General features: G+C 42.9%; 7 protein-coding genes and 1 pseudogene. All 8 read left to right on the forward strand.

Annotated elements, in window-relative coordinates:
• Positions 1-190, forward strand: a pseudogene (locus tag AC13CS_RS09310) (gluconate 2-dehydrogenase subunit 3 family protein); the annotation flags it as partial.
• A gap of 199 nt (positions 191-389) precedes the next feature.
• On the forward strand, positions 390-3143 hold the full coding sequence (locus tag AC13CS_RS09315; protein WP_293162290.1) for a Two component regulator three Y domain-containing protein: 2754 nt from the start codon (positions 390-392) through the stop codon (positions 3141-3143).
• Between the two features lie 233 nt (positions 3144-3376).
• Positions 3377-6415 carry a SusC/RagA family TonB-linked outer membrane protein gene (locus AC13CS_RS09320; RefSeq protein ID WP_293162293.1) on the forward strand — a complete coding sequence of 1013 codons (3039 nt, stop codon included), beginning with the start codon at positions 3377-3379 and terminating at the stop codon, positions 6413-6415.
• 13 nt (positions 6416-6428) lie between these two features.
• Positions 6429-7979, forward strand: a complete 1551-nt coding sequence (locus AC13CS_RS09325) for a RagB/SusD family nutrient uptake outer membrane protein (RefSeq protein WP_293162296.1) — start codon at positions 6429-6431, stop codon at positions 7977-7979.
• 24 nt (positions 7980-8003) lie between these two features.
• On the forward strand, positions 8004-10376 hold the full coding sequence (locus tag AC13CS_RS09330) for a LamG-like jellyroll fold domain-containing protein (RefSeq protein ID WP_293162299.1): 2373 nt from the start codon (positions 8004-8006) through the stop codon (positions 10374-10376).
• 38 nt (positions 10377-10414) lie between these two features.
• Entirely contained in the window at positions 10415-11791 is a 1377-nt protein-coding gene (locus AC13CS_RS09335; RefSeq protein ID WP_293162302.1) for a glucoamylase family protein, read from the forward strand.
• Complete coding sequence (locus AC13CS_RS09340; protein WP_293162305.1) at positions 11784-13163, forward strand: glucoamylase family protein; 1380 nt, start codon at positions 11784-11786, stop codon at positions 13161-13163. Before AC13CS_RS09335 ends, AC13CS_RS09340 begins: the two co-directional genes overlap by 8 nt.
• A 1-nt stretch (position 13164) precedes the next feature.
• On the forward strand, positions 13165-13968 hold the full coding sequence (locus AC13CS_RS09345; protein ID WP_293162308.1) for an alpha/beta hydrolase-fold protein: 804 nt from the start codon (positions 13165-13167) through the stop codon (positions 13966-13968).
• The last annotated feature ends 12 nt before the right edge of the window (positions 13969-13980 follow it).

A 13980-nucleotide genomic window follows, 5' to 3' on the forward strand; every position in this document is an offset into this window, starting at 1 on the left:
CACGAGCAAGATCGGGATAGAGGAGATCGGTTATAAAGGGAACCAGCCGAACGTATGGGACGGCGTTCCGGAGGATGTACTGGAACAGCACGGGGTAAGCTACGACGAGGAATGGCTCGCCAAGTGCGTGGACCAGAGCAAACGAGGCGTTATTGCCGAGTGGGACGAGGACGGAAACCTCTTAACGTAATGTATATGGAATAACCAAAGCTTCTTTATGGAAAATTCAGCCATAGATTGGATTTGAGTTAGTTTAGTTAATTTGATACAGGCTCCTTTTTAGGAGCCTGTATTCATTAATTCACATCACTTTTTAAATAAATTGAAAATTCCTGTGGTTTTGTATATTCAAAGATTCGAAAGATCTTTACCATACATAACTATACAGTATGCATTTCAGGCTTTTATCAATTGTATTATTGATCTGTTTATCGGTTAACGGACAACAATTATTACCACCGATCCAAAATTATCAATTACTGGATTATAAGGGGGGAAGTAAAAACTGGGATGTTTCTGTAAATGATAAGGGTGAACTTTTTGTAGCCAATAATAAAGGATTGCTTCATTTTAATGGGGAGCAATGGACTTTGAACAAATTACCGAACAATACCATAATACGTTCTGTAGAGAGTATTGGCGATAGAGTGTATACAGGTTCGTACGAGGAGTTTGGTTACTGGACCAAAAACAAGTTTGGAGAGTTGGGCTATACCTCTTTAACACACCTTATTAAAGACCATGCTTTTACCAGTGAGGAATTTTGGGAAATTTTTCCATCTAAAGATGGAAAGGTAGTGTTCCGCTCCTTTTCAGCAATCTATTTCTATGATAACAATGATATATCCGTTGTGGATCCACCAGATGTGGTTTCTGATTTTATTGAGTTCAATGATAGATTAATTGTAGCGGGGGGATCTGTAGGTCTTTTTGAGGTGAAAAAGGAGGGGTTGGTGTCCTTGCCAAACCAAGATATTTTGTTGGGTAAGACCGTTAATGATATGGCCATTTTCCAAGACAAACTTTTGATCGGGACTAAACTACATGGTTGTTTTTTGTATGATGGCAGCACATTATCACCATGGTCGGCTCCCATAAATGACGACCTAAAACAACATCAACTAAATAAGATAACCCTTTTGGGCAATGGCCTTTTAGCTTTGGGAACCATTAAAAATGGAATGTACCTGTACGATACGGTTTCTAGGCGTTACAGCGTATTGAATAGGGAATCCGGTCTTCAAAACAACACGGTACTATCCTCTTTATCGTTCAAAGATCAATTGTGGTTGGGGTTGGATAACGGAATTGCCCGGGTAAAACTGAACAACCCAATAGCATACTATACCGACTATACAGGTACGCTGGGCATGGTCTACGATATAGCATGGTACAACGGTAAATTATTCTTAGGAAGCAACACAGGGGTCTTTTATTTTGAGGGCAACGAACTTAGGTTTGTAAGTGGTTCACAAGGCCATGTTTGGGACTTGGAAGTTATAGAGGGTGATTTGCTCTGTGGGCACAACACAGGGACCTATAGGGTAACCGAGAACAGTTTTGAACTTGTTGGGACGATTGCGGGGGGATATCAAATAATCAAAGTGCCGGATGCGAACTCAACCTTTGTTCAGGGTACGTACAACGGACTCGCAAAGTTCAAAAAACTGGATAACGGCCAATGGGAAGTGACAAAAATCGAGGGATTTGATGATCCCGTTAAACAGCTGTGTTTTGAAACACCCAATATTCTTTGGGCAGCACACCCCTACAAAGGCTTTTATAGGATTCACTTTGGAAAGGGAACATATGATAAGGTGGACAGGATCCAGAGTTTTGAGAGCGAAGGCGCTCCGAGTGAATACAATGTAAAGCTCTATAATATCAAAAACAATATTGTACTCAACAGTGAGGGCAATTGGTTTACCTATAATCCTATTGTGGATCACATCGAAAAGTTTGAAGCGTTCATGTATTACCAGAACAAAGAGCTGTTGTTTTATGATGAACAATATTTCTGGTTTGTAGATGATAAAGAGCAGAAGGCTATTATCCATACCAATTTAAAAGGCGATAGTCTACTAATTACGGATCTTCCCTTAAGGGAACGATTGGCACCGGATTCGCAGAAAGTGGTAAGGGTGAACGATAGTGCATCCTACATAACTTTAACGGATGGATTTGCCAAGATAAACACCAATGGCCTTAAAAGTCTTTCCGAAAATCAGGAACTTCCTGTACCAAATTTTGTTGTCTTAAAGGATCAGAAAGCAAAACATTCCGTTTTGGGTGGATCTGTGGAAATACCCTTTGGACGCTCTCAATCCCTAGCTATTGAGGTGGCATCGCCAGAATATATATTGCCCCATTATTATTACAAGTTGGAAGGTCCTAAGGAATATTCGGAGTATGCAGAGAACGGGTTCATCAACTTTCAAAACCTGCCCTATGGCGCATACACCCTTAAAGTGGCTACCGTGGGTATGGGCAATGCCATATCCGAATCCAATAGCTTGAACTTTGAAATCTTGCCACCATGGTATTTCTCGTGGTGGAGTCTTTTTCTTTATGGGGCATTGGTGGTCTTGACAATTTATTTGGTAAGGCGGTACAACAGAAAAAAACTGGAAAGAAAGCATAGGGAGCTTATGGAACGTATGGAGCAGGAGCAACAGGAACGAATGGCAAAATTGGAAAAAGAAGAGTTGGCCAAGGAAGTAAAGCTCAAACAAAATGAGTTGGCCAGTACAACACTGAACATCGCCAGAAAAAATGAAATGATATTGGAGCTTAAGAATATGTTGGTGATGAACAAAGATAAATTCCCCAATTCCCACCGATACAGGTCCTTCATTAAAAAACTGAACAGTTCGATCGAGGATACGGAAGATTGGAAACGTTTTGAAGTCAATTTTAAGGAGTTGCACGAAGATTTCTTTGAGCGACTGCTCAAATCATACCCAGCATTGACTCCAAAGGACCTTAAATTATGTGCATACCTCAAAATGAATCTTTCTACCAAGGAGATTGCCCCCCTAATGGGGATAACGATCAGGGGAGTGGAAATACACCGTTACCGATTGAGAAAAAAACTCGATATGGACAGTTCGGAGAACCTTTCCAATTTTCTTATCACTTTTTAAAACCATAGAATCGCTTACTTAGGTATGTTAAAAGTGATTTAACAAACTACATCAACACTACATCATAGTGTTAATTCTTTTTACATCAAAATAAGGAGCACTACTGCAAACACGGTGAAATAAGGCTTTTGAGCTCTTTATTTGATGATGTAATTTTTATGTATTCCAACTAGCCTTTGATCACAAGCTACTTTATTAATTTAGTAAAAATCTAACTCTATTTTTGCACAATTATGAAAATTAAAAGCAAACTATTGCTAATCTCGTTTTTGTTGTTTCAGGCTGTACTTTTAGCTCAAGACAATATAACGATTTCTGGGACGGTCATGGATGATCAAGGACAACCGTTGCCCGGGGCAAGCATAGTGCTACAGGGCACTACTACAGGAATTCAAACAGACTTTGATGGTAATTATCGTTTGGAGAACATTCCGGGTAACGGAACATTGGTGTTCAGTTACGTCGGATTTACAACTCAAACTGTACCTATTAATAATAGGACTACCATTGATCTGACCATGCAGGAAGACACCCAAAACTTGGACGAAGTGGTCGTGGTAGGTTACGGTACCCAAAAGAAAGCCGATTTAACGGGTTCCATTGCCACAGTGGATGCGGAACAAATTGAAAAAACACCATCGGCAAACCCAGTTCAATCTTTGCAAGGCAAAGTGGCCGGGGTTCAGATTGTATCGCCAGGTTCACCAGGAGCTTCTCCTACAGTTAGGATTCGTGGTTTGGGAACCTATTCCAATGCAACCAGTTTGCTGTATGTGGTAGACGGCATGTTTTACAGCAATATAGATTTCTTGAACCCCAACGACATCAAGTCGATGAACGTACTAAAGGATGCTTCCTCTTCGGCCATTTACGGGGTAAGGGCGGCCAACGGTGTTATCATCATTGAAACAAAGTCCGGCGGAAAAAACAGAAAACCTACCATAGAGTATAATGGCTATACAGGTATTCAACGTGCCCAAAATGTTTTACAAATGGCCAATGCCGAACAATTTGTCACCATGGCTGTTGAGTCTGGCTCCGAAGCGGACGTCCAATTTATATTGAATGCCATGCAACGCTATGGCAGAAGTCGTATTAATCCGAACGTGCCCGATGTAAACACGGATTGGTACGATGAGATCATTCGTGATGGACTTATTCAAAATCACAGTATAAGTGTTACCGGAGGTACCGATAATGTATCCTATTCCCTTGGTACAAACTACTTCTCCCAAGAAGGTCTGTTGGATATGAAAAACGAGTACGAACGGTTCAATATCCGCTCCAAACTGGATGTGGACGTTCTCGATAATTTAAAAATGGGGGTGAATACCGTTTTCAGTAATGCAACGCAGCAAACCCCTGAAAACTCAGCTTGGTTCAAAGCATATTTTGCCGTTCCTATTCTTCCTGTTTTTGATGATATGAACACCGAGGCAACACCCACACGCTATGCCAACGCTCAAGCATTGGGGTACAGGGGCACACAAAACCCTTTCCCGGATATGGATTACAACGATAACAGGTTGAAAATCCGTAAGTTGTTGGCCAATATCTATTTGGAAACAGATTTGATAAAGGACAAGCTTACCTTTAAGACCACCTATAATATAGACTTCTCCGCACTGGAAGAGCGCTACGTAAACCTCCCTTACAATATGGGCTTTGGTGACCAAAGAATTTCATCAATTAATAGGAAGCAGAACAATTACTATAACCAAATTTGGGACAACGTTCTTACCTATTCCGATACCTATTCCGAAGACCATAATGTGACCGTAATGGCAGGTACATCTTTTAGGGACGAGGCTTCCAATAGGTTTGAGGCAACTGGTAGCGATATTGCCGGAATCAACTATGAGACATCGTGGTATTTGGATTTTGCCGATCCGTTGTCGTTCAACAACAATGTAGAAGAAGAAAACAAAAGAATTTACGGACAATCCTATTTTGGAAGGGTATCTTACAACTTTAAAAACCGCTACTTGCTCTACGGAACATTTAGGGCAGATAGATCCTCGAAGTTTACCAAGGAGCAGTGGGGATATTTCCCTTCAGTAGGTGCCGGTTGGGTAATTTCCCAAGAACCGTTCATGGAAAACGTGGGCTTCTTCGATTTCTTAAAATTAAGGGCCGCATGGGGTCGATTGGGTAACGACAATGTTCCTGCAAGTGCCGGAGCCAATACTATTGAAAATGAAACTGTTGATTTGGGCGATACCCCGAATACAGGGGTTACCGCTACAAGTACATACACCGATTTAACCTGGGAGGTAGTGGAAGAGTTGGACTTCGGTTTCAACATGAATACCTTCAACAATCGTTTATCACTTGAGGCTGATTACTACATAAGGGACACCGAAGATGCCATTATGCCCGTATACATTCCCATTGCGGACCAAACAATCTCAAGAAACTCAGGTGTTATCCGTAACTCGGGAGTAGAGATTGCATTGAATTGGAGTGATGAAATTACGTCCGATTTCACCTATACTGTTGGAGCCAATTTTACCACGGTAAAAAATGAGGCCATTGAGATTGAGGACGAAAGAGGTTATATTGATTCAGGTTCTGCCGAGTTTAGACAGCGAACTATGGAGGGAGAACCATTGTATGCATTTTATGGATACGAAACCACCGGAGTTTATCAAAATCAAGCCCAAATTGATGCCGACCCTGTGGCACAGAGCGCCATTGCGGACGGACAGAATATTCAACCCGGTTACTTGATATTCAACGATAGGGACGGGGATGGCGCCATTACAGACCAGGATAGAACCGTATTGGGCTCGTTCCTTCCCAAGTTCACCTACGGTGGTAATATTGGATTAAATTATAAGGACTTTGGTTTCTCCTTGAATTTCTATGGTCAATCAGGAAATAAAATCTTGAACAGAAAACGGGGCGAGGTCATCTTTACCAACGATACCAATATGGATGCCGATTTGGCCAAAAACCGTTGGCACGGCGAAGGAACTAGCAACAGCTACCCCTCATCGGCAGGACTTAGAAACAGCTGGAACCAACGATTGAGCAATTTTTGGGTAGAGGACGGAGATTTCTTCAGAATCCAGAACATACAGTTGGCTTACACCTTACGTGGTGATAAACTTAAGGGCAACATGCCCGATTTTAAATTCACATTGACAGCCGAAAGACCTTTGACCATCTTCAGTTACAATGGATTTAACCCAGAAGTATCCGATGGGGTTGATCGACAGACCTATCCCGTTCCGGCGATTTACACCATAGGTGTCAATGTTAAACTATAAAAAGAAAATTGTGATGAAAAATAGTAATAACCCAGTATATAAAATAGTATTTGTCTTGATTGCGATACTCTTTGTCCAATCATGCTCCGACAAATTTGAAGATAGGGAAGGTCAGCTTAATGCAGACGACCTGGATTACACTGCGACCGAGGATATGGTCCAAGCATTGATCGGCTCCTATTATGTAATTGCCACAAGAGGATGGGAAGAACCCTTATTGCTTTCCGTTCGTGGAGACGATGTAAACGCAGGGGGACTCGGAGACCAACAACCTTTTGCGGACACCGATAATTTTGTTTACGATCAAGGGTATTGGATGTACAACTCACTTTGGAATGTCCATTATGGTGACATAGTCGAATTGAACACCCAGATAGAGCTGATAGAAAATTTCAAGGACTTCGCCGATGAAAGCGAGAAGGCAACAGCAGACCAATATATTGCAGAGATAAAAGTGATGAGGGCGTGGTTGCATTTCAATCTGGCAAGGGTTTGGAACGATGTTTTTATCATAGAAACCACGCAGCCCGATGCTGAAATAGCCAACGGACCTGCCACCAAGCAAGAGATGATGCAATACATATCCGACCAAATGGATGAGGCTATTCCGGTATTGCCCAACTTAAGGCCAAATGAAAGAACGGACATTCCCGGTGGTGTAACACGCTATACGGCTTATGCATTAAAAGCCATGGCTCACATGGAAATGGAGGATTATCAAGGTATGGCAGACGCCTGTGCCGCGATAATCAACTCCAATAAATTTTCTTTGTACCCCGATTTTTATAGCCTGTTCAAAAAACCTGGCGAATTGAGCGATGAGAGTCTGTTCGAACTACAATTTTCCGATTACGGTTCCAGTACCAGCGATGAGTTTTACCACCTTTATGCACCTTTTGGTCCCCAAGGTTGGACCCCTGCAAGGGAAAACGCATCCGATGGGTGGGGCTTTTACGAACCAAGCATGAAGTTTATCAAATTTATGCTGGACAGGGACGAAGCTGTTCGCTTGGAGACTAGTGTATTGTGGACAGACCGTGGCATTGCAGAATTACAAACAGACCCGAATTATGCCACACTCCCCTCTTTTGTGAACAATACCACAAGAGATGGCGATGTCATCAATGACTACGCAAGAGCCTTGTTCGCCAGTGGTAAGCACTACTTACCATCCGTACAATTAACAAATCAGAGAAATAACTATGGTGGCGGTAAAAACATGATTGTAATACGTTATGCAGAAATATTGCTGATGTATGCTGAAGCCTTGACCCGTGGTGCAAGTGGTTCTGGTATGACCGCGGACCAAGCCGTAAACTTGGTTCGTAACAGAGCGGGAATGCCTTCGTTGTCTGGAGTTTCATCCAGTGATGTAATGGACGAAAAATTTGCCGAGTTAGGTATGGAATGGGGGATTCGCTATTATGATATGATTCGCTTGGATAACTACTCCGAACTGAGCTACGATGGTAGAACCTTTACGGCAGATAAAGAACTATTGCCATACCCACAAGCCCAACTGGATGCACTTCCGACCTTGGGTGGGGGAAGTAGCGATGATTAATACTAACTAAATAAACAACACAAGATGAAATACATAGTTAAATCCATAATGATGCTCTTGGGCCTTCTGGTGGTTTCTTGTAATGAGGGAATCGACCCTATAACGGCAGTCGATGCCGGGGTGGATGAAACAGCCCCACAGGTTACCATAACCTATCCTACCGAAGGAGTGGAACTCATGCCCTTCGAAGAAGAAACATCAATAGATATAACATTCGAGGTTACCGATGATATTGAGGTAGCGAATATTACCGTGTCCATGGATGGGTCACAAATAGCTGCATACAACTCTTTCAAGGATTATAGAATTGTTATGGAAGAGGTAACGTACGATGGTTTGGGGAACGGCGACCATACAGTCACCGTAACAGCAACCGATATAGAGGGTAAAACAACTACACAAGAAACAAACTTTGCCAAACTGGCGCCATATAGTGCACAGTTTGATGGCGAGGTTCTCTATATGCCGTTCAATGCGGATTATATGGACTTTATTAGCTTCCAAGAGGCTGGGGAAGTAGGCAATCCAGGTTTTGCTGGAGATGCCTTTTTGGGTGCAGATGCTTTTCAAGGTGCCGTGGATTCATATTTGACTTTCCCGATGGATAACCTAAAAAGTACTGAATTTAGTGCCGCATTCTGGTACAAGGTCAACCCAACACCAGATAGAGCCGGAATTTTAGTGGTTGGCGACGGTGCTGAAGACAGAAACCAGGGCTTCCGTTTGTTCCGCGAAGGAAACGCCGACGAACAACGAATCAAATTGAATGTAGGTACCGGTTCCGGCGAAAGTTGGAACGATGGTGGAGTGATTGATGTAACTGCGGGGGAGTGGGTTCACGTAGCCGTTTCAATTTCCCAAACCCAGAGTACCATATACTTTAACGGAATCGAAATGTTAACCTCCGATATGGCAGCACCAATAGATTGGACAAGTTGTGAGGAATTGCATATTGGTGCCGGGGGACCAACTTTTGACTATTGGGATCATGGCTATGACGCCAGTCAATTGGACGAGCTACGCATTTTTGACAAAGCATTGACGCAAAGCGATGTTCAAATTATGATAAATGCAGCCAATCCATACATCCCTCAATACGATGGCGAATCATTGTATATGCCATTTGATGGAGATTACATTGATCTAATGGGAAGCAAAGCTGCTACCCAGGTAGGTTCGCCAAGTTTCACCGATGAAAGTCAAGTAGGGGAGCAAGCGTATTTGGGTGCCACCGATTCCTATATCAACTATCCAGCAGAAGGATTGATGACTTCCGAGTTCAGTGGATCCTTTTGGTATAAAGTGGATGCCAACCCAGATAGGGCGGGGATCATAACAATTGGAGATGACGAAGTAGATCGTTTTCAAGGTTTCCGATTGTTCCGCGAGGGAACTGTCGATGAGCAACGCATCAAATTAAATGTAGGAACAGGTAGCGGCGAAAGTTGGAACGACGGCGGTGTAATAGATGTAACCGCAGGTGAATGGGTTCACATCACTTTTACCATATCAAATAGTGAAAATGTTATCTATTTCAATGGGATCGAAGTATTGTCATCTGCTATGTCGGCACCGATTGATTGGACGGGTTGTGATACCTTCACTATAGGTGCAGGCGGACCAACATTCGATTATTGGGGACATGCATCGGATAATAGCATAATAGATGACCTGAGATTCTATAGCAAATCGCTTTCTCCTGAAGAAGTAGCAGAAGTTTTTGGAGGAGAAGTCACACCAAAAAACTACGGCTCCACACTTTACATGCCTTTTGATGGATCTACTATTGATGACAACTCCGGACTAGAAGCTACAGTGGTAGGTACGCCTAGTTTCGCAGGTGAAAGCGCCGTAGGTAGCAACGCCTATGCCGGTGCAACCGATTCTTACCTTACTTTCCCGATTGATGGGTTGTTCAATAATCAATTCAGTGGAGCTTTCTGGTACAAGGTAAACGCTGACCCGGATAGAGCTGGAATCTTAACGGTAAGCCCTCCAATGAACGGAACAGATAATGATCTTTCCTCAGGCTTTAGGCTAATAAGGGAAGGCGATGCATCGGAGCAACGAATAAAACTTCATTTGGGAACCGATGCCGGAGACGTTTGGAACGACGGAGAAGTTATTGATGACACCGCAGATGTGTGGGTGCACGTAGCCTTTACCGTTACCGAAACGGAAACCTTGATTTATTTGAATGGAGAACCTGTTGTCAACACAGGGGATATGGCTGGAAAAACCATAAGTTGGGAAAACTGCTCTATACTTTCAATAGGTTCCGGCGCACCAAATTTTATTGGTTGGAACCACTTATCCGATTTGAGTTACATCGATGATCTATATCTATTTGATAGAACATTGACCCAAGAGGAAATCCAAGAAATTATGAACAATTAATGTGCTATAGCACTATAAAAATTTGATTCAGTTAGTTTATGAGGTTAATCATTTTACCATTGGCCATTGTTACTTTACTTGTAGGGTGCAATGGCCAAAAAACTAAGGAAGAGGCCAAAAAGTCAACCGAAATAGATGCGGACAGTCTTGCCATTGCCGATGAGGTGATGCTCGACAGCGTACAGTACCAAACCTTCAATTACTTTTGGGAGGGTGCGGAACCTATTTCAGGATTGGCCAGGGAGCGTATGCACATGGACGGGATTTATCCCAACCACGATAAGGATATTATAACCACAGGAGGATCAGGTTTTGGCCTCATGGCTATCCTGGTCGGTGTGGAAAGAGGGTTTATTTCCCGTGAACAAGCTCTCGAACGCTACGAGCGTATCGTTGGTTTTCTGGAAAAAGCAGATCGCTTTCACGGAGCGTGGCCCCATTGGCTATTGCCATCCGGCAAAGTAACCCCTTTCAGTAAAAAGGACAATGGAGGGGATTTGGTGGAGACCGCCTTTTTGGTTCAAGGCCTTTTAACGGTCAAGGAATATTTTAAAAATGGCAACGAACGCGAAAAACAACTGGCCCAAAAAATACAACAACTTTGGGAAGAGGTTGAGTGGGACTGGTACACCAAAAACGGTGAAGATGTATTGTACTGGCATTGGAGCCCAGAGTATAAATGGGAAATGAACTTTCCTGTCGGTGGCTATAACGAAGCCCTTATTATGTACATTTTGGCGGCAGCTTCCCCAACACACCCGATTGATAAATCCGTTTACGAAATTGGTTGGGCCGGTGAGGGTGAAATCTCACAAGATACCACCTACTACGGTCTGGAAACAGAACTGAACCATTATGAACATAGCGATGCTCCCGTAGGTCCACTTTTCTGGGCACATTATTCCTATTTGGGATTGAATCCAAAAGGACTAAAAGATCAATTTGGGGATTATTGGAAATTGAACCGGAACCATGCGCTAATCCATTATAAATATAGTGTGGACAATCCAAAGGATTACGAAGGATATGGAGAAAACTTATGGGGCTTGACCTCTAGTTATTCCATCAACGGCTATGCAGGGCATCGTCCAGAAGCGGATTTAGGAGTGATTTCACCTACGGCGGCACTCTCTTCCATGCCCTATACCCCAGAGGAGAGCAAACAGTTTTTGAGGTTTATGTACAACGAACAGGATAGCCTAATAGGGAAGTACGGACCTTACGATGCCTTTAGTTTGGAAGACTATTGGTACCTGCCAAGGTATTTGGCTATAGACCAAGGCCCCATTCCCGTAATGATTGAAAATTACCGAAGCGGGCTGTTTTGGAAGTTGTTCATGGCCAATACAGAAGTACAAGAAGGTCTAATAAAATTGGGTTTTGAAAGCCCAAATATGGAAACTGTAAATGATTAAAAAAGCATTATACATTCTTCTTTTCGCCGCATTGATTACATCTTGTGGTGGAGGAGACGATTATACCTATATTCCTACTGAACCTGAAATCCCGGGAAATGGTTCTGAAGAGGAGGAGGAGGAAGAACCATCTATAACGGATGAAGAATTGCTCGACCTTACCCAGGAGACCACCTTTAAATATTTTTGGGTCTTTGCCGATGCCGATTCTGGAGGAGCCAGGGAAAGATACCACCCAAACGACCCTGGAAACAGTGAAGGAGTCGTAACCACTGGAGGCACAGGATTTGGGTTGATGGCCATTTTGGTCGGAATCGAAAGAAGCTTTATCTCCAGAACCGAAGGGTTGGAGCGATTGAATACTTTGTTGGATTTCCTCGAAAATGCCGACCGCTTTCATGGAGCTTGGTCCCATTGGATCAATGGTTCCAGCGGAGCCGTAATTCCTTTTAGCGAGCTGGACGATGGAGGGGATTTAGTGGAAACCGCTTTTTTGGCACAAGGACTTATCTGTGTAAAGGAATATTTCAAAAACGGTACGGATACCGAGCAAGCTTTGGCTCAGCAAGCCGATGAACTTTGGAAAGGTGTTGAATGGGATTGGTACACCCAAAATCAAGATGTGTTGTATTGGCACTGGAGCCCCAACCACGGTTTCGATATCAATCTTCAACTTAAAGGGTATAATGAGGTGTTGATCACTTACATTATGGCTGCTGCCTCACCAGATTTCGGCATTGAAAAGGAAGTATATGCCAATGGTTGGGCCTCCGGTGGAGGAATCAAATCTGCAAATACCCAATACGGTTATCCCCTTTTGGTTAGGCATAATGGCTCCGAGCAATTTGGAGGCCCTTTGTTTTGGGCACACTATTCTTATTTGGGATTAGATCCAAGAAATCTGTCCGATGAGTATGTGGATTATTGGGACGTTAATGTAAACCACACCATGGTCAATTACGAATACTGTGTCAACAATCCGAACAATTATGAAGATTACGGGGAAGATTGTTGGGGATTGACAGCCAGTTATTCAAGAAATAATGATGGAAGCATGGGGTACAATGCCCATAGCCCAAGCAACGACACAGGAATCATATCCCCAACAGCGGCAATAAGCTCAATTCCTTATGCACCCGACGAATCTTTGGATGCAATGCATTACTTTTATAGAAATAGAGATGATTTATTGGGTCCAGCCGGGTTTTATGATGCCTTTAGTCCAGAATACGATTGGGTGGCAGAAGCATATCTGGCCATAGACCAAGGCCCGCAGATCATCATGATAGAAAACTATCGGACGGGTTTGCTTTGGAACCTATTTATGGGTAATGAAGATGTTCAAGCCGGTCTGACCAAACTTGGATTTTGATATGACAAGACAATTATCATTTTTTCTACTGTTTCTTGCTTGTAATTTGGTCGCTGCACAATGGCAATCTAAATACGAAGCCAAAATGCTTATTGATGGGAAAGATACTTTAAGATATCGCATTATGTATCCCAAGAACTTTAATGAGGATAGAAACTATCCCGTGGTACTTTTTCTCCATGGAGCAGGAGAACGCGGAAGCGACAACGAAAAACAATTGATGAACGGAGCCAAATTGTTTGCCACCGATTATTTACAGGAGCGATATCCTGCAATTGTAATATTTCCGCAGTGTCCAAGAGATAGTTACTGGGCCAGTGTAGATGTTGACAGGAGTTCGTATCCAATCAATTTGGATTTTAAATATAGCGAGGGACCGACCAAACCCTTGAAAATGGTAATGGATTTGTTGGAAACCACTATCCAGAAGCCCTACACCAACGACAATCAAATTTATTTGATGGGTCTTTCCATGGGAGGAATGGGAACTTTTGAATTGTTGAGTAGAAAACCTGAGGCATTTGCTGCAGCAATTCCAATTTGTGGGGGAGGGGAACCTGAATCCGTTTCGGTGTATGCCAAACACACACCATTGTGGGTTTTTCATGGAGCACAGGACAATGTGGTAAACCCCTTGCAGTCCATGGAAATGGTTTCCGCTTTATTAAAAGCAGGTGCCCTCCCAAAATTCACCATGTACGATTTTGCCAATCACAACAGTTGGGACCCAGCGTTCGCCGAACCGGATTTATTGCCTTGGTTGTTCTCGCACACTAAAAAAGCAATTCAGGAAACATCAGAATAAAGGGATAATACC

The organism is Flagellimonas sp. B-3 (assembly GCF_056857835.1).